The following is a 17,071-nucleotide window of genomic DNA, read 5'->3' as shown; positions in this document are numbered from 1 at the left end:
GTTCCTTGTCCAGTTCCTTTTGGTGGCCAGAAATCTCCGCCGCTACGCACGCTAGCCGTGTCCGTGCCCCTCAAGCGTTTTCCTGTAGCGGTCCTCTAGCGGTGCTCCAAGTGGGGTGTTGCACAAGGCTCTTTTCCCACTCAAGAACATATGTACCAATGCTGGAAATGAACTCCTGGTTCCGGTCGGGATTTGCGCGTGCCGGATAATCTCGCGCTGCCTGCGCGCTCTTTTCCCCGCGGCTGCGGGCGCGTTCCCGCCCGGCCGGCCTACTCGCGCGGCAGGCCCACGGGCTCGGGCAGGACGATGGTGTGCGGCGCGGACCGGTCCCAGGGAAATCCGTGGTGCAACTCCAGGTGCGTGGCGGGTTGTTCGTCCGCGGGTACGGCCACGGCGGCGAGCACGTCGGGCACCGGCTCCAGTTCCAGGAACCGCCAGCGCCCGGTCAGGTCGTCGGCGGGCGGCCGGAAGCCGCGCACCCCCCGGTCCTCGGCCAGGGAGAAGGAGAACTCGTCGAAGGGCAGCCCGAGTCCCAGTCCGCGGGCCTTGGAGTACGCCTCCTTCAGGGTCCACAGCCTGAGCACCCGCCGGTCGCGCCGCCGCCCCGGGGGCGCACCGGCCGCCCACCGCTGCTCCTCGGGGGTGAAGGTGGTCAGGATGGTCTCCAGGGACCCGGCCTCCCGCCCGAGTCCCTCGACGTCGACTCCGATGCGCTGCCTGCGGACGATGCCCAGCAGGCTGTAGCCGCCTGCGTGAGAGAGGTTGAAGTCCAGGTGGTCGCCGCCTCTGGGCAGGCCGCCGGGCAGCGGCTGCAGGAACGGCCGCCCGCGGGAGGAACGCCAGATGACCAGCTCGGACTCGGCGAGGCCGGCCTCCAGCGCCAGCGCCCGGCGGACCAGGGTGTGGGCGACGAGGTACTGCCGGCGGTCGCGTTCGAACAGGAACCGGCCCGCGGTCGTGTGTTCGCGCTCGTCGAGCCAGTGCGACGCCAGGACCTGCGCGATGGCGGGCGGGAGGGCGTCGTTGGGGCACAGCCACAGCTTCACCGGGGGCACCGTCTCGGTGCGCGGTGCGGGCCGGGCACCGAGGGACTCCGGTGCGGTGATGGTCATGATGTCGTTTCAGTCCGTCTCGGTTCGCCGTCCCACTGCGGGCGGCGCGACGACGCGGCCCGGAGGCCGCCTGGGCCGAAGCAGGCGGGGAGCCGCCGGTGCTCCACGGGTGGCGCCTTTCGTTCAGGCGGAACGGTCCGCCAGCAGCGCGGCGGCCTCGTCGACGCCGATCCGGTCGCCGCGCACCGCGTCGAGGAGCGCGACCAGCTCGTCCTGGGAGAGCGGGGGCCGCTGCCCGGCCGCGGCGGCCGGCGGCCCGGGCCTCGGGTCCGCCGCGGCCGGGGTGGCCGGGATGGCCGGGGCGGCCGGGGTGGCCGGGGTGGCCGGGATGGCCGGGTCGCCGCTGCCGGCGTCCGGCACCACGGGGGGCACCGCGCCTGCCGTGCGGGACGCGATGTAGGCGGCCATGGCCGCGAGGCTGGGGTGTTCGTGGACGGTGACGGGGCGCTCGTTCAGCCCGTAGGCCCGGTTGACCCCGGCGATGAAGTCCGCGGCCAGGATGGAGTCGATGCCCAGCTCGGCGAAGGCGGCGCCGCCGTCGATCTCCCACGGGTCGCAGTGCAGGATCCGCGCCAGCTGCCCGCGCAGCACCTGCAGCACCTCCGCCGAGGCACCGGCGCCCCGGACGGCGGGAGCGTCGTCGCCGCCACGGCGGACGGCGGCCAGGTGGCGGGCGAGGAGGGCCGGCGTGGGGTACTCGTAGAGGTCGGCGCCGGCGATCCGGACGCCGAAGCGCCGGGCGATGGCCGTGACGAACTCGACGGTCAGCAGGGAGTCCAGGCCGAGGACGGGGAAGGGCTGTTCGGGGTCGACCCGTTCGGGGTCGGCGTCCACGACACCGGCCAGCACGGCCGTGAGCTCGGCAAGGGTGTCTCCGTGGCCGGCGGAAGCTGCCGTCGGCTCACTGGTCATGGTGGTTGCCTCCAAGGATCTGGCGCCTCGCGCCGGAGGGTCAGTGGGTCGGTGCCAGGGGTCCGTCGTGCGGGTGCGCGGCTCGGGCGGCGCGGGCCGGTGCCGCCGGACCCGGCGCGGTCTCGGGCGCGGCCATCAGGATCGAGTGCTGCAGCCGGCGCAGCCGCGGCGAGGGTTCCAGGCCCAGGTCGCGCCCGAGGGTGGTGCGCAGCTGCAGGTAGGCGTCGAGCGCCTCGCCCCGCCGCCCCGAGCGGTGCAGCGCGATCATGAACTGGGCGTGCAGGTTCTCATGCGTGCGGTAACGGCTCGTCAGCACCGTCAGTTCGGCGAGCACCTCGCGGTGCCGGCCGAGCCGCAGGTCCGCCTCGATGCGCTGGTCGAGTGCGCACAGCCGGCTCTCCTCGAGGCGCTTGGCCTCCACGGTGAGCAGGGGCCCGGTCTGCACGTCCGCGAAGGCGGATCCGGACCACAGGTCCAGGGCGGCGGCGAGGGTGCGCGAGGCACCCGCGAAGTCACCGGCGTCCATGGCCCGGTAGCCCAGCCCCGCCAGCCGCTCGAACTCCCGGACGTCGCTGGTGCCGCCGCCGGCGGAGAGCAGGTATCCGCCCGGCAGCGTGAGCAGCACGTCCTTGGCGGTACGGCGCTCCGGCCCGGCGCCGGACTGCTGTCCGGGGCCGCGGGCGAGCGCCGTCGCGATGAGCTCGCGCAGTTGCAGCACATAGGTCTGCAGGGTGGTGCGCGCGCTGCGCGGCGGCCGGTCCGACCAGAGCTCCTCCACGAGTGAGGCGACCGGCACCACCCGGTCCGCGTGCAGCGCCAGCAGCGCCAGAACCTGGCGCGGCTTCGGCGCCGTCGGGGCGACGGACACCCCGTTCTCCCTCACGTCCAGTGCGCCCAGTACGTCGATGTCCACGCCGTCTCCCCTAGTCCGCGTGCGCTGCTGGCACTTCACGATTTAAAAACAGCACGTACGGTATGTCAATACGAGACCAGTCGTCCTGTTTTTAACAGCCTTCGAGCGGCAGTGCAGCAGACCTCGAAGACAGTCGCCCACCTGCCAACTCACCCGATCTGGCAGTCGACTTGGTGCCCGGCATGCACACCTGGAGACCGGTATGCGCCGCCACGAAGAGGACGGCTCGCCGCCAGGTGAACAGACCATCCGGCCCCAAGGGACCACCAAGAAACAGACCGTGAGTTCTTGTCGCGTGACCGGGGCGGTGCTTCCTCACTGCCAGCTGTGCGATCCGTGGTACCCCGTCGGCCGCCGCCACCAGCGCGGGGCGTCGACCGGCCGCACCGGTGCGACCGCGTCCGCCGGCCGGCCACGCAGGGCCAGCAGTACGACGGCCAGTGCGGCCAGTTCCTCCTCGGTCGCCGTGCCGCGCTCGACGCGCAGAGCCGGTCCGCCGCGGTCGGTGTCGCCCATGCCGCCTCCTCTTTTCGGCCACCGTCGGCCATGGCGCTCGAGAGACGCTCTCGGCGCGGTGGACGGAACGGGCGGCGGCACCACCGCTCAGGCGCTGCGCGCCTGCACCGCCCGCAGGGCCCGGGACAACGCCTCCGCGCTCTCGACGGCACCGCCGACCCCGGTCATGACCACGGCCGGAACCTCGCCCGTCCGCTCCGCCGTACGGCGGGCGATCTCGTGGGCGACCGGGCCGGCCGGACCGACACCGCACAGGGTCAACCGCCGCCCGCCGCCGAGCAGTTCCCGGAGGGGATCGGGCGGCACCTGCCGGCCCGTCACGCTGAGCGAGACGATGCGCTCCGGCCCCTCGTGCTCGCGCATGAGCGTCTCGTACGCGCCGGGCGTGACACCGGGAACGGTGACCAGGCACACGACGTCCGCCTCGGGCTCCCCGGCCCGCAGCACCGCCAGCGCCCGCCGGCTCCCGTCGGGCTCGGGCGCTGTCACGCGGGGCACCTCGGCGGTGCCCAGCAACCGCAGGGCGTCGCCGACGGTGAACCCCTCCTCCGAACGCTCGGGCAGACCGCGCAGCAGGCGCAGGCACTGCGAGAGGAGGCCGGAGGCGTCGGTGTCGGTGACCCTGGCCCGGTCGTACAGGACGGTCAGCACGAGGGCGCCCTCGGTGTCGTAGTGCGCGACGAGCGTGACGGGCGGAATCGTGTCACCGCCGGCGCTCTGCGGCGCCTCCACCCGGATGCCCTGCGCCGCCAGCTCGGCCCGCAGGTTGTCGGGCAGTTCGGGGTGGCTGTCGAAGCGGACGGTGGTCTCGGTGAGGCCGGAGCCCGGGGCGCGCCCGCTCCACTCCCGGATCCGGTCCCCGCCGACCCAGGCGTAAGGGGTGAGGTCGAGCGCGGCGTCCCGCACCCGGAGCAGCAGGTCCGCCAGCGGCGCGGCGGGGTCCACGGTGACCGTCAGCGGCAGCGGGTTGCCCAGCAGACCGGGGATGTCGGCCGCGGCCCGCAGCGACATGTCCCGCCCGGACAGATGCACGCCGAAGGCCACCGGCAGCGGTCCCTCGGCCCCGGCCGCCCGGTACAGCAACAGGGCCCACACCACGTGCAGGGCGCTGCTCTCCCCCGCGCCCCGCTCCGCGGCCCAGGAACGCAGCCGGGAGGTCCCGGGCGGCCCGAGCCGGCGCTGGAGCCGGCCCGGCCCCTCGGCGTGCCGCTGCGGTGGCCCGCCGGTGCGGCCCGGGCTGACGGCGGCGCCGGCGGGCGGTGCGGCCGTCGACCAGAACTCCCTGGCGCCGGCCGTGTCCTGGCGGGTCAGCCACTGGGCGTGGTCCCGGATGTCGGGCCGCCGGTCCCCGCCGGGCAGCACGCCGCCGGCGAGGTAGGAACGGTAGAACTGACGCACCAGCAGGCGTGCCCCGCGCTCGTCGAGCAGGGCCCGGTGATAGGTCACCAGCAGACGGGTGGACGACCGCCCAGCTCCGGCCGCGTCCGGCGATTTGTCGAGCAGGGAGACGCGCAGCAGACCCGGCCGGTACAGCTCGAAGCCGCGGGCCCGGTCCTGCCGGAGCAGTTCGCCCCAGCCGACGTCGGCCTGCACGTGGCGTACGACCTCCACGACCGCGCGCTCGTGGAGCACCAGGCGGGCGGCGCCGGCCCAGTCGAAGGACGCCCGCAGCACCGCCTCCCGCTCGGCGACGGACTGCCAGGCGGTGACGAACCGGCCGAGGTCCAGCGGCCCCGCCCAGTCCCAGAAGAGCTGCTCCACGTACCGGCCGGGGCCGTCCTGACCGCCGACCGCCGCCGCGAGCAGCGCCCGCTGGTCGCCGGTCACGGCGATCGTGTCCGCCGCGAGCGGCGCCAGCAGGTCGGCCAGCAGCTCGTCGCTGAGCGGCCCGCCGGGGTCGGCCGGGTCGCGGGGTGTGAGCCGCAGGAGACACCGGCCGAAGCGCCCGCCGTCCGGCACGTCGTCCGGCACGGCGTCCAGTTCGACGTCGTACGCCCGGTGGCGCTCGGCGACGCGCGCGGCGACCGCCTCGGCATCCGCGGGGGCGAGTCCGCACAGCTCGAAGACGAGCGGCGACCAGGCCTGGATGCCGAGCGGTTCGTGCACCACGGCGAGGACGGCGCCCCGTTGCGAGTGATGGCTCCTCATCCGCTCCCCGGGGTGCCGGACACCTCTGCCGCAGCAGCCGTCTCCGGCACCCCGACCTCCTTTTCGAATCGTTTCTGCACAGCGCGTCCGGCCGACACCCGCCAGTCCCGCCCGACGCGGCCCCGCCCGACGCTGCCGCTCATCGCTGCCGGGGGCCCCGCCGCCCCGGAAAGCCGATGACCCGGGCGCCGTGCGGCTCCTCCGCCGAGGGCGTCCGCACCTCCTCGGCCGCGGGTGACGGGGCCCGCGTCCCCTCCGCAACCGCGGGGGCGGGGGCCTGCCGGTGCGCCTCGCTCACCAGGAAACGCCCCTCGACGAGATGGGTGGCGAAGTCCCACTCCCCGGCCGTGTCCCCGGTCAGGCGGGCGGTTCCCGTCGCGTCCCACGCGAAGCCGAACGCCGAGAACCTGCGCCGCATGCCGTGCCCGAGCGCCTTGGTGTACGCCTCCTTCAGCGTCCACAGCCGCAGGAACCGGTCGGCGCGCTCCTCCTCGGGCAGGGCCATGAGCACTTCGGCCTCCTCGGCGGTGCACACGTGGTCGCGCAGCGCCGCCAGGGAGATCCGGCGCCCGGCGGGTTCGGCGTCCACACCGACCGGCCCGGTCCGGCTGACGCCGACCACGATCAGCTCGTCGGTGTGGCTGAGGCTCACCTGCAGGTCCGCGCCGAGCCCGCGCAGCACGGGCCGCCCGCCCGGCAGACAGCCGAGGTCGATCCGGTCGGCGGGGACCTGGAGAGCCGCGGCGGCCGTGTACTTGAGCACCACCCGGGAGACGGCGAGGGTCAGCCGGCCGGACGGGGCCGGATGCCGGCGGTAGCGGGGCCAGTCGCGGCCGAGCAGCGTACGCAGCCCGGGATCGAGCAGGGCCGGTGTCAGCCACTGGCCCCAGGTGGCGTGCACCACCGCCCGGCCCGTCCGCTCCATCCGCTCCTGGACCTCTTCCCAGGGCCCGTCCGGCCCGGGAACGTGGTGCGGCGACGGGAACGGCACCGCCGGTGCGCGGCCGTGCGCCGCGCCTGTCGTGTTCACCATGGCAGCCTCGTCGCATACAGGTCGCAGTCCACGCCGTGCGCCGCGCGCCCGGCCAGTTCCGCCCAGACGCCCGGCTGCGGGGCGGGCATCCGGTCGGGCAGCGGCAGTCCGAGCCGCTCGACGATCCGTCCGAGCGCCAGCAGCGCCCAGCCGGCACCGCCGAGAAAGGACAGCCGCCCCCCGGCCGCCGCCTCCCGCACCCCCAGCGTCGCGGCGGCCAGGACCAGCAGGGCCTGACGGTCCGCCAGGGCACGCGCCGCCGGGTCGGCGGGGTCGTGCACGGCGGTGGCCGCGCAGGCGGCCCGCAGCGCCCGCTGTTCGACGACCAGCCTGCGGGCGGCACGGCCGAGCGCCTCGGTGTCGGCGTCGCCGGCACCGGCGAGCCGGTCGGCGGCACCGGCGAGCGTCGCCGCGACGGCCTGCGGGCCGGTGCCCGGTGCCCCGGCGGGGGCCGCCTCGCTGATCCGGAACAGCGCCGCGCCGTCCGCGCCCTCGTCCGGCCACGAGCCGCCCGCCGCGCTCAGCCCCCGCACGATCCGGGTCTGGGCGGCACTGGCGGCCGTCCAGTCGGCCCGGGCGAACGCCCGGTCCCGGAGGATCTTGGCCAGCGTGCGCCGTTCGACGGTGTCGCCGTCGAAACCGCACTCGTTCAGCACCAGTTCGAGATCGCCCAGCAGCTCCCCGACCAACTCGGGCACGAGGTACCCGACCACGGCGGCGAGCGGCTCGCCGGCCTCCCGCTGCGGCGTCCCCGGGCCGGAGCAGGACCGCAGGGCCACGGCGGTCAGGCTCTCGCAGGCCAGCAGGTCCGCGAAGACGCAGGCCAGGACCGGCTGCCACGGCCGGGCCGTGGCCTCGTACCTGCTCAGGCCGTCCACGATGCGGGTCACGCTGCGCAGGACGCCGCCCGCCGACGCGAGGAGCGCCGCCGGCCCGAGCAACGCGGCCGCCGGGTGCGGCACCGGTGTGCTCAGCAGCGGACGGATGCTCCAGGCGTGGGCGAGGGCGAGGTCCCGGCGCAGGAGCGGGCGCAGGGCGCGGGCGAGCTGATCGGCGGCCGGCAGCTCCGCGGCACCGGGAAGGCCCGCGGGCGGGGCGGGCAAGGAGTCGTGGCCCGCGGCCCACAGGGCGGACCGGCCGTAGGGGTTGGCGGGGTCGCGGGGGTCGCCGAGCAGCGCTTCGAGGCGCGCCGCACACTGCGCCGCGCCTGCCGGTCCGTCCGCCGGGCCGGGCGGGATCCGGGTCGTCGGGGGCCGCCCGGCATGCGGGGCCGGCCGGGTCGGGGCCATCGCCGATCTCCTCGTCGTCGTGGTGCCGGGCGCCGTGCGGTCTGTCTCCGGCGGGCTCATCGCAGTCGGCGTACGGCGCTCTCGGCGTGCCACCGCGCCAGGCTCAGGGCCTCCGTGCTCGACCGGCCCAGCCATTCGCGCACGTACCGGCGGGCGTCCACGAGAAGAGCGCCCTCGCCGAGGACGGCCTCCACCGCGCTCTCCCGGAGCATCACGTGGTGGCCGGAGACGACCCGCACTCCGGTCGCGTCGGGCTCCAGGTACCACTCCCCGTAGTGCGCGGCGACGGGATCGGGCGTCACGGTCTCCTTGTGGACGATCCGTCCGGCGGCCGGGAAGCACAGCCGTACGGCCTCGGACACCAGCGTCCGCCCGGTGTCGGGGGCGCAGGTGTGCAGGACCGTCATCTGCACGCCCGGCTGGTCCTCGGTGACCTCGGCCCGCTCGACGTGGGGAACCAGGTCGACCCAGTCCTCGATGCGGTAGAGGATGTCGTAGACGAGTTCCGGGGAGCCGGAGACGTACACGCTGTCCTCGAAGGACAGCAGCAGTTCGTCCAGCCGGTCCCAGCGCTCGGCCGCCCCGCGCAGCGCCACCAGTTCGGTGGTCACGTCCGTCTCGAGTGCCTCGGGCGTCTCCCAGGGGTCGGCCGGGCGCTCATGGCGCAGGGTCAGCAGGCACCGGTCGGCGCCGTCGGGTGCCACGCTCCAGACGCCGGACGTCGGCGCGCCGGGCAGCAGGGCGTCCTGCAGTTCGAACTCGATACGGCGCTCCCGGGGCCGCAGCACGCGGCGGGCGAGCGCGGAACACACCTGGCCGTGCCGCAGGTGCCACAGCCGCAGGTTCTCCTCGGTGCCGTCGAAGTCGATGCGCTCGACGTGGACGAAGGGGGGCAGCAGGACCGGCCAGCGCGGGGCGTCGGCGAGCAGGCCGTAGACGACGCCGGCGGGCGCCGCGACCGGGACGGTGTGCTGGGCGGAGTGCACTCGCTGCGACGACATGCGCGACCCCCTCCTCCAGGTATGTGACCCACGCTGCACCGCCGGGCCTGAGCGGTGCTCGATTCCTGGTGGAGGGGGGCGAGGTGACCCGGTGTCAGCCCACGGGGGCCATGGACGCGCTCGCCGCGGGGCGGGCCGGGAGGGTGCCGGGGCCGGACACCAGGATGGAGCGCTGCAGCTTGGCGAGCGCGGGGGACGGTTCGAGGCCCATGGTGCGCACCAGGGTGGCGCGCAGCCGCTGGTAGGCGTCGAGCGCCTCGCCGCGGCGGCCGGAGCGGTACAGCGCGAGCATGTACTGACCGCACAGGCTCTCGTGCGTGGGGTACTGGTTGACCAGCACGGTCAGTTCGGCGAGCAGCTCACGGTGCCGGCCGAGCCGCAGGTCCGCCTCGACACGCTGGTCCAGGGCGCACAGCCGGCTCTCCTCCAGCCGTTTGACCTCGGTGCGCAGCTGGGGGCCGGTGTGGACGTCGGCGAGCGCGGGGGCGGTCCACAGCCCGAGCGCCTCGCGCAGCAGCCGGGCCGCCTGCGGGAAGTCCTCGGCGTCCATGGCCCGGTACCCGGATCCGGCCAGCCGCTCGAACTCCCGTACGTCACTGGTGCCGTCGCCGCCCTTGAGCAGATAGCCGCCGGGTACGGTCAGCAGCACGTCCTTGGCCTGGCGTCGCTGCCCGGCGCCGCCCCCGTCGCCGTTCGCCAGGGCGGCGGTGATGAGTTCGCGCAGCTGCAGGATGTAGGTCTGCAGGGTGGCGCGGGCGCTGCGCGGGGGCTCGGCCCCCCACAGCTCCTCGGTCAGGACACCCACCGGTACGACCTGACCGGCGCGCAGCGCCAGCAGAGCGAGCACCTGGCGCGGCTTGGGTGCCGTCGGCGCGATGGACACCCCGTTGAGCCGTACGGCGAGTGTGCCGAGCACGTCGATGTCCACGGCGTCTCCCCCATTCTTGGTGCCGTCTGCAGCGTTCCCCTAGCACCTCGAGTAAAAAACAGCATGCGCGGTATGTCAATACGGTACCGGCCGCCCTGTTTACCCTCGACGAGGACTCAAGACGCCCGCGAGCGCGGTGAATTGTCGGGACTTGTCGGGGCAGATGCCTCGGAAAGGGGTTCCGATGAGGACGCATGGTGCGGTCGCGGACCGGACCATTACCCGTCCCCTGGACGGTTTTCGGGGAAGGCCCGCCGCACCGGGGCCCGGTCACCCGGTGGCCGTCCCCTCACCACTGCGCCCGTGGGCCCACTCCGCCCCGTGGACCCACCCCGCTCCACGGGGCCGTCGCGCCCCGGCGGGCCACCCGGCCCCCCTCGGACCGTCCGGTCCGCCGGGGCCTGTCACGGCGGGGCCGCCAGCAGGGGCAGCAGAAGGCTCCAGAAGCGGGTCGCCCGCTCCCCCGACAGCCAGTCGCGGTTCCAGGTGCCCAGCACCTCGAAGCCGGCCGTCGCGGCGACGATGGCCGCGGCGGCGTCCTCGGGCGAGACACCCTGCGCCAGTTCCCCCTTCTCCTGGGCCTGGGAGACCAGGTCCTGCACCCACGCGCACCACCACCGCCACAGCCCCCCTTCCCCGCTCTTGCGCGAGGGATCCCGACCCAGCCTGAAGCCGGCCCTGACCAGGGGATCGCCGGCCACGGTGTCGAGCAGCCGGCAGGTGGCGTCCGCGAGCGAGTGCAGCAGGGTGTCGGCGGAGTCGCGGCAGCTCTCCGCCATCTTCTGCACGACCTCGGCCGCGGCCCCCTCGACCTCCCGCGCCAGCTCCTCCTTGCTGGCGAAGTGGAAGTGCAGGGCGCCGTTGCTCACCCCGGCCTGCGAGCTGATCGCGGTGAGCGACGCCAGGGCGTACCCCTCCCGCTCGAACACCTCGGCCGCGGACCTGATCAGGTTCTCCCTCGTCCGCACCGCCCGTTCCTGTTTGACCATCACGTACTCCGTTACTGAGGGAATTCCCGTGCTTCCTCGCCGGCGGGTCGGTGTGCTTGACGCGTAGGCATGGTCAGGGAGTCGATCAGCACCTTGCAGACGTCACGCTAACAAACCGCAGGGATGGTTTGTAAGTGGGTATAGAAACTAGTTGGGTCGCGGAGCATGTGCTCGGTGACGTCCGGGCGGGGGGATCACCGGCTGAATCGCCTCATCATCCACCGACTTTCGGCCATCTACCGCCCACCCGCTCAAAGATCGCTGCAGGGCGGCTTGAGCAGCGCAACGCCTGCGCGGGCAGTGCTTCCGGCCCAGAATCGCAGGGGGGCAGGGGTGGGCGCGCGAGCGGATGGATCGCCTCCACATCTCGCTCAGGCGGAAGCTCCGCTACCGGTAGAAACGAAACCGGTTGGTATGTATCTTCCTTGCTCGAGCGCCACACCCACCGCGCACAAACCCACCGCGCCACACTCACCGCGCCACGGCACCAGGGGGGAAGCCATGTCTGCGAGTACGTTCCAGGTCGAGCGCGCACCGCTGTCCGGGGTGAAGGGGGGTACAGCGGTCCCGACGCCCGAACCGGCTGCCTTCGCCTTCCCCGCGCTGACCACGACCGTTCCCAAGGAGTTCGTCCATCGCGCGGCGGTCGCCGAGGTCATGCTGACGAGCTGGAAGCGCCAGGACGACACCCGCTTCACGGTGACCGCGCAATGGCCGCGCGCGCACAGCTTCTTCACTCCGTCCGAGGACGGGCTGCACGATCCGCTCATCGCCGCGGAGACGGTCCGGCAGGTCGGCTCGCTTCTGGCCCACGCCGAGTACGGGGTTCCGCTCGGCCACCACTTCCTCATGTGGCGCCTCGACATCGCCGTGGAGCCCGCAGGGCTCCTGGTCGGGGGCGTGCCGGCCTCCCTGGAACTCCTCGTCACCGCCACCGACGTCAAGTGCCGCGGCGGGAGCCTCGCCCAGCTCGGCTACGAGGCGACGGTGCTGCGGGACGGGGCCCCCGTGGCAAGGGGCAAGGCCTCGTTCAGCACGGCGACGCCGACGGTGTACGGCCGGCTGCGGGGCCGCCAGGACCTGTCCCTCATCCGCGCGCTGCCGCTCACCGCGCCCGCCTCGCCGCAGAGCGTCGGACGCACCTCGCCGGTCGACGTCGTGCTGTCGCCCGCCGACGGGCCGCACCGCTGGCAGCTGAGGGTGGACACCCGCCATCCGGTCCTGTTCGACCACCCGGTCGACCATGTGCCGGGCATGGTCCTGATCGAGGCGGCACGGCAGGCCACGGCTGGTGTGCTGGAACGTTCCTCCTTGTCTCCTCTCCGCATGAACAGCACCTTCAAGCGGTACGTCGAACTGGACGCACCCTGCTTGATCGAGGCCACGCACCAGGGGCGTTCGGCTGACGGTACGACCGAGTCGGTCCAGGTGACGGCCCGGCAGAACGGCGCCGAGGTGTTCACCTGCCTCGTGAGCGCGATGGCCTCCCACACCAGGCCCTGAGACAGCGGCGCCAGGCCCGGCGCCGGGCGACCCGTGTCCGCCCCTCGCCGGGCGTGCTGTCACCTCGGGCACCGTATGCCGCACCCCCGCCTTCGCGCGGTCGAGCCGGCACCGGGCGCTGTGCGGCAACGCTTCGACGACCGGCTCCGGGTGCCGGGCCCGCGGCCCCACGCGGGTGGCGTCCTCACGCAGCTCCTCATAACGGAGCGGACGGCCCAGCAGCCGGGAGAGCCGGGCCGTCCTCCCTCGGAGGCCGCCCAGGACAGCGTGTTCGCGACAGTGCTCCCGCCCCACGGCCGGCAGCACGCGCATCCGGGGTACGGGCCCGTCGCCCCCGTCCTCGGCCGAGCTCACGCCGGACGGGCGTACACATGGGCCGATCACACCAAGGCCGCCCCAACGAGTCAGGTGTCCTCCCGTGCCCCGCTCACCGCATCGGGAGGCCGTACCGCCTGCGGCAGTGTGAGGGCCGGCCCCGTTGAGCCCGCCGAACGCCCGGTTTCGGGCACGGTCACAGGACGCCGGTTCGGGTCAGATGTGCCATGTACCAAGCGCGGCACTCGGCGAAGCGGTGTTCCAGACCGGGCCCCGGGTCGTCGGCGATGGCGGTCCACAGGCGAGTGCTGTCGTACCAATGGTCCTGGGTGAGCAGAGCGTACTGATGGGGCGAGAGTCCGGGCATGGCCCGGGCGGTCAGCGCACGGTGCTCGGCCACCGGCATGGTGTACTCGGGCAGCGGCAGGCCGAGGGTGCGATGCATGACCTGCAGGAGTCGGTCCATCTGCACGGGCTCCGGATCCGCCGCGTGGTAGACATCGGGACCATGCGGCGTCTCCCGGCCGTGCACCAGGGACACCACACAGCGCGCGAGATCGTTCACGCTGATCATCGACAGGCGCGGCAACGCGTCCGCCGGCCAGTAGGGCACCCGCGCCAGCAGACGGGCGATGGCCGGGACGACCCAGATGTCCCCCTGGCCGTAGACGAGATGGGGGCGCAGGACGATGCCCCCCGCGTCGAGCACCGCTTGTTCCGCCCGCAGACGTGACGCGCTCGCCGCAGACTCCGGATGCGGCGTCAACTGTCCCTCCCGCGCCTCACGGTGAGGCCCCGTGCCGTACACGGAGGTGGTGCTGACATAGACGCAACGCTCGACGCCCGCCCGGCGGGCCTCCTTGAGAAGCGCCTGAGTGCCACGGTGGTTGACCGCCTCACAGCGCTCCTCGTCACGCCCCACGTAGGACGCGACATGCAGGAGAGATGTCACACCCTCGCACACACCACGGAGGGTGTCCGGTCGGGTCAGATCGGCCCGCACGTGCCGCACCCCGGCGACGGACGTCGCCGGCACCACGCGGGAGGACAGCACACGGATGTCCGAGCCGGCGGAGGAACCACCTCGTGAGAGCAGTTCCCGCACCACGGCGTTGCCGACGAATCCTGTGCCCCCGACGACGAGCACGGCGCCCCGCGAGGTCCGCGGGGCCCGGACGGAAGCGGTCACGAGCGGCTCACCCTTTCCGTCCATGAGCACCGGGACCCGGCGGACGCCGGCCCGCGCATGCGCCTGGTGAACGCGGATGGTGGGCGAACGCGGGTTCGCGGTGCCCGCTGTACCGGGCCGAGCGTCCTCACAGTCGCGATCCTCCAGACGCGTCGATGCACTGACCGGTGATCCAGCGCGAAGCGTCGGACGCGAGAAACGCCACTATGTCGGCGACGTCCGAAGGCTGTCCGATGCGGTCGAAGACGGACCACGACGCCAGTTGTGCCGCCGCTTCGGGTGTGCTGCGCTTCGCTCGGTTCATGTCTGTCTCGATGAATCCGGGACGCACGGCGTTCACCGTGATGCCACGCGGTCCGAGCTCCTTGGCCAGAGCGAGCGTCAGAGTGTCCACCGCCCCCTTGCTCATCGCGTACGCGACGGACTCCGGGTACGCGATCCGGGTGGCCGCCGACGAGACATTGATGATGCGGCCGCCCTCGCGCATCCGCTGCAGCCCCTGTTGCACGACGAAGAGGAGCGCCTTGGCGTTCACCGCGAAAATCCGGTCGAAGAGCTCAGGAGTCACCTCGTCGATGCGGGCCGACCCGCTGGTTCCCGCGTTGTTCACCAGTATGTCGAGCCGGGGAGCCCGGCCGTACCTCGCCAACCCGGCATCGAATTCGCCGTACAACGTCTCGGCGTCCTGTGGAACGCCCAACTGTGCTTTGAGGGCGAACGCCTGCCCTCCGCTGGACGCGATCGTGTCCAGCGTCTTGTCAGCCGCAGCCCGGTCAGCATGGAAGTGCACGGCGACCAGGGCGCCTTCCTGCGCCAGCTTCGTCGCAATGGTTCGACCGATACCTCTGCTGGCACCGGTGACCAGCGCGGTTTTCCCCGTCAGGACACCCATGTCCGCCTCCCCCCGTGACGACCATCATTATGAGCAGTCCCGGGTCGTTCCCGGGTGCTGATCCGCTGGTCGCTGCTCAGCGGCTTCGGGGACGGCGGCTTGCCGCCGTGGGCAGCCGCAGGAGGACACGAGTGAGCGGCTCGATCGGATCGATTTCCTCCGCATCTCGGCCAGGCGGAGTCTGCGCTACCGGTAGAAACGAAACCGGTTGGTATGTATCTTTCTTCACCGGGAAGCGCCACACCGCGCGTCGCCACGGCCCAGGGGGAGCCATGTCCGCGATCACGTTCCAGGTCGAGCGCACGTCACCCCACGAGGCGGAGGGGGGCGCGGTGGCCTCACCCTCAAGACGACCGTCTTGGCCTTGCGCGCACGGCTTTTTCACACGCCTTCAGGGCTGGCTCCACGACCCGCTCATCCTCGCTGAAACAATCCGGCAGGTCGGTTCTCTGCTCGCCCACGCGGAGCACGAGGTGGCTCCGGCTTCGCCGCAGCGGGTCGGACGCACCTCGCCGTCCGACGTCGTGCTGGCGGGCATGGTCCTGGTCGAGGCGGCCCGGCAGGCTGCAGCTGCAGCGCTGGAACGTTCCTGCAGGGTGCCTCTCAGCATGAGCAGCACCTTCAACCGGTCCGTCGAACCGGACGAGTGCTGTCTGATCGCGGCCGCGCATCAGGGGCTGTCGCCCGACGGCACGACGCAGTCGGTCCTGGTGACCGGTCGTCAGAACGCATGCGAGGTGTTCCAGTGCCTTGTCACCGCGGCAGCCTGTCCCCGCTAGATCCGGTGCCGACGACGGCCGGTGCGGGGCGATCCGCGGCCCGCCCCGGACCGAATGGCCACGAGACTCAGGCGACAGCGGACGGACGGTCCTCGGCCTGCGTACGGAAAGGCCGGGCCGGGAACCGTGTCGCCTCGGACACCGCAGGACGCGCCCCGACCGGGGTACCAGTTCCCGATGCCGCGTCGCACAGCCCCGGCGGCCGGCTCCCGGGCCGGGCCACCCGGCACGGTGCGCGCCGGCTCCTCCCCCGGCGCCTCACGGCGCTGCGGACGGCCGGGCAGCCGGGCGGGCGGGACGATCTGCCCGACGGCGGCGACCAGCTCGAGGCCGGTTGCCGCCGCGGTCGCCGTGCCCGGCGTCGGTCGAAGTCCGCACAGGGCCCGCTCGCGCAAGCAGGCGCACAGTACTTGCCCGTCGGCGCGCCGGCGGCAGGCGATGGGGCCGTCCGCACCGAGGTCGGTGTCGGCGGCTGCCGGCAGTTCCACGATCCGTCGGATTCCGGTCAGACGCGCGACACCCACGAAGCGCTCGCCGCCGCCTCGGTCGCCAGGACCGGTGACGAGAAACGCACGCTGCGACCCCTCCGGGGAATGCGTCGAACGGCCCTCGCCGGAGCCGGCGTACGACGTGCCACCTCACGGTTCCGCCGTCTCCGGTTACGCGGGGCACGGGTGTTCCGCCTTCCACCCTGTCGGCAACTGGTTAGCGTGTTTTGTTCCCTCTCGGCGTGGCCGGTCCCGGACCTTCGGTCCCACGTGGCGGACGGTCTGATTCACAGCGGGCCGTTCGCGTGTAATATACAAACTGGGCGGTTTGTTTGCCCTGGCAAGAGTACGGCGCACCGGACGGAGTGTTCATGGCAATGCAGGACCGTGCGATCCGCACCCGCCGGAAGATCCTTTCCGCGGCGGCCGAAGTCTTCGAGTCGCGCGGCTACCGGTCGGCGACCATCAGCGAGGTCCTCAACGCCGCCGGCGTGACGAAGGGGGCCCTCTACTTCCACTTCCAGTCCAAGGAAGACCTGGCGCAGGGCGTGCTGAGCGCCCAGGACCAGGTGATCAGTCTGCCGGAACGCCCGAGCAAGGTGCAGGAGCTCGTGGACGTGGTGATGCTCCACGCGCACCGGCTGCAGACCGACCCCATGGTGCGCGCGGGCGTGCGGCTGGCCATGGACCAGACGTCCCACGGACTGGACCGCAGGACGCCTTTCCTGAAGTGGAGCACCCTCGCGTCCCAGCTGCTCGAACAGGCCCGCGCCCAGGGCGAGTTGCTGCCCCATGTCGTACCGGAGGAGACGGCCGACGTACTGACCGGTGCCTTCGCGGGCGTCCAGTCCATGTCGCACGCGATGAGCGACTACGACGACCTGATGCAGCGCTCCTGCGCCCTGCTGCGGCACATCCTGCCGAGCGTGGTCACGCCCTCGCTGATCACCGCTCTGGACCTGTCGGAGACGCGAGGGGCCAGGGTCTTCGCCGAAGTACAGGCCTCGCTGGACGAGGTGGCCGGGGTCACCGTCGCCTAGGAGAGCGCGCGGACGCCGCCGATC

Annotated in this window: 15 protein-coding genes; 3 read left to right on the top strand and 12 right to left on the bottom strand. The window is 73.0% G+C overall.

The window, feature by feature from the left end; genetic code table 11:
• Positions 1-269 precede the first annotated feature (269 nt).
• From ABB07_RS39635 to ABB07_RS39590, 10 genes are all read right to left on the bottom strand, one after another.
• A complete protein-coding gene (locus tag ABB07_RS39635) occupies positions 270-1,112 on the bottom strand; it encodes a 4'-phosphopantetheinyl transferase family protein (protein ID WP_208903892.1) in 843 nt (280 codons plus the stop codon).
• A 123-nt stretch (positions 1,113-1,235) separates the two neighbouring features.
• A complete protein-coding gene (locus ABB07_RS39630; protein ID WP_208903891.1) occupies positions 1,236-2,024 on the bottom strand; it encodes an acyl carrier protein in 789 nt (262 codons plus the stop codon).
• Positions 2,025-2,064: 40 nt separating this feature from the next.
• Complete coding sequence (locus ABB07_RS39625; RefSeq protein WP_208903890.1) at positions 2,065-2,937, bottom strand: AfsR/SARP family transcriptional regulator; 873 nt, start codon at positions 2,935-2,937, stop codon at positions 2,065-2,067.
• A 315-nt stretch (positions 2,938-3,252) separates the two neighbouring features.
• Positions 3,253-3,453: an acyl-CoA carboxylase epsilon subunit gene (locus ABB07_RS39620; RefSeq protein WP_208903889.1), complete on the bottom strand. Its 201-nt coding sequence runs from the start codon at positions 3,451-3,453 to the stop codon at positions 3,253-3,255.
• Positions 3,454-3,540: 87 nt separating this feature from the next.
• Complete coding sequence (locus ABB07_RS39615; protein WP_208903888.1) at positions 3,541-5,601, bottom strand: condensation domain-containing protein; 2,061 nt, start codon at positions 5,599-5,601, stop codon at positions 3,541-3,543.
• A 139-nt stretch (positions 5,602-5,740) separates the two neighbouring features.
• Positions 5,741-6,634 (bottom strand): 4'-phosphopantetheinyl transferase family protein, encoded by an 894-nt coding sequence (locus ABB07_RS39610; RefSeq protein ID WP_208903887.1) that lies wholly within the window; start codon positions 6,632-6,634, stop codon positions 5,741-5,743.
• Positions 6,628-7,923: a hypothetical protein gene (locus ABB07_RS39605; protein WP_208903886.1), complete on the bottom strand. Its 1,296-nt coding sequence runs from the start codon at positions 7,921-7,923 to the stop codon at positions 6,628-6,630. Before ABB07_RS39605 ends, ABB07_RS39610 begins: the two co-directional genes overlap by 7 nt.
• Before the next feature lie 56 nt (positions 7,924-7,979).
• Complete coding sequence (locus ABB07_RS39600) at positions 7,980-8,924, bottom strand: SRPBCC family protein (RefSeq protein WP_208903885.1); 945 nt, start codon at positions 8,922-8,924, stop codon at positions 7,980-7,982.
• Positions 8,925-9,018: 94 nt separating this feature from the next.
• Positions 9,019-9,852: an AfsR/SARP family transcriptional regulator gene (locus ABB07_RS39595; RefSeq protein WP_208903884.1), complete on the bottom strand. Its 834-nt coding sequence runs from the start codon at positions 9,850-9,852 to the stop codon at positions 9,019-9,021.
• Positions 9,853-10,256: 404 nt separating this feature from the next.
• Positions 10,257-10,841, bottom strand: a complete 585-nt coding sequence (locus tag ABB07_RS39590; protein WP_208903883.1) for a ScbR family autoregulator-binding transcription factor — start codon at positions 10,839-10,841, stop codon at positions 10,257-10,259.
• A 501-nt stretch (positions 10,842-11,342) separates the two neighbouring features.
• On the opposite strand from ABB07_RS39590, the gene ABB07_RS39585 reads away from it, so the two are divergent.
• A complete protein-coding gene (locus ABB07_RS39585; protein ID WP_208903882.1) occupies positions 11,343-12,344 on the top strand; it encodes a ScbA/BarX family gamma-butyrolactone biosynthesis protein in 1,002 nt (333 codons plus the stop codon).
• Between the two features lie 511 nt (positions 12,345-12,855).
• Here ABB07_RS39585 and ABB07_RS39580 read toward each other — a convergent pair.
• On the bottom strand, positions 12,856-13,848 hold the full coding sequence (locus tag ABB07_RS39580; RefSeq protein ID WP_244189844.1) for an NAD-dependent epimerase/dehydratase family protein: 993 nt from the start codon (positions 13,846-13,848) through the stop codon (positions 12,856-12,858).
• A 127-nt stretch (positions 13,849-13,975) separates the two neighbouring features.
• Positions 13,976-14,740, bottom strand: a complete 765-nt coding sequence (locus tag ABB07_RS39575; protein ID WP_208903880.1) for a glucose 1-dehydrogenase — start codon at positions 14,738-14,740, stop codon at positions 13,976-13,978.
• A gap of 272 nt (positions 14,741-15,012) precedes the next feature.
• Here ABB07_RS39575 and ABB07_RS39570 point away from each other — a divergent pair, with 272 nt between their 5' ends.
• Both ABB07_RS39570 and ABB07_RS39565 read left to right on the top strand, forming a co-directional pair.
• A complete protein-coding gene (locus tag ABB07_RS39570; protein ID WP_208903879.1) occupies positions 15,013-15,519 on the top strand; it encodes an AfsA-related hotdog domain-containing protein in 507 nt (168 codons plus the stop codon).
• Between the two features lie 859 nt (positions 15,520-16,378).
• Positions 16,379-17,047, top strand: coding sequence for a ScbR family autoregulator-binding transcription factor (locus ABB07_RS39565; protein ID WP_208903878.1), 669 nt, complete (start codon positions 16,379-16,381; stop codon positions 17,045-17,047).
• Positions 17,048-17,071: the final 24 nt, after the last annotated feature.

Source organism: Streptomyces incarnatus, from assembly GCF_001027185.1.
In the GTDB taxonomy this organism is placed as follows: Bacteria; Actinomycetota; Actinomycetes; order Streptomycetales; family Streptomycetaceae; genus Streptomyces; species Streptomyces puniciscabiei.
Note: the sequence above shows the minus strand (reverse complement) of the source record. Positions and strands in the feature narration are given on the sequence as shown.

Coding starts and splice junctions, on each gene's coding strand:
- ABB07_RS39620 (WP_208903889.1), bottom strand. CDS start 3,453: ATGGGCGACACCGACCGCGGCGGACCGGCTCTGCGCGTCGAGCGCGGC.
- ABB07_RS39600 (WP_208903885.1), bottom strand. CDS start 8,924: ATGTCGTCGCAGCGAGTGCACTCCGCCCAGCACACCGTCCCGGTCGCG.
- ABB07_RS39590 (WP_208903883.1), bottom strand. CDS start 10,841: ATGGTCAAACAGGAACGGGCGGTGCGGACGAGGGAGAACCTGATCAGG.
- ABB07_RS39565 (WP_208903878.1), top strand. CDS start 16,379: ATGGCAATGCAGGACCGTGCGATCCGCACCCGCCGGAAGATCCTTTCC.
- ABB07_RS39585 (WP_208903882.1), top strand. CDS start 11,343: ATGTCTGCGAGTACGTTCCAGGTCGAGCGCGCACCGCTGTCCGGGGTG.
- ABB07_RS39605 (WP_208903886.1), bottom strand. CDS start 7,923: ATGGCCCCGACCCGGCCGGCCCCGCATGCCGGGCGGCCCCCGACGACC.
- ABB07_RS39575 (WP_208903880.1), bottom strand. CDS start 14,740: ATGGGTGTCCTGACGGGGAAAACCGCGCTGGTCACCGGTGCCAGCAGA.
- ABB07_RS39610 (WP_208903887.1), bottom strand. CDS start 6,634: ATGGTGAACACGACAGGCGCGGCGCACGGCCGCGCACCGGCGGTGCCG.
- ABB07_RS39630 (WP_208903891.1), bottom strand. CDS start 2,024: ATGACCAGTGAGCCGACGGCAGCTTCCGCCGGCCACGGAGACACCCTT.
- ABB07_RS39635 (WP_208903892.1), bottom strand. CDS start 1,112: ATGACCATCACCGCACCGGAGTCCCTCGGTGCCCGGCCCGCACCGCGC.
- ABB07_RS39570 (WP_208903879.1), top strand. CDS start 15,013: ATGTCCGCGATCACGTTCCAGGTCGAGCGCACGTCACCCCACGAGGCG.
- ABB07_RS39615 (WP_208903888.1), bottom strand. CDS start 5,601: ATGAGGAGCCATCACTCGCAACGGGGCGCCGTCCTCGCCGTGGTGCAC.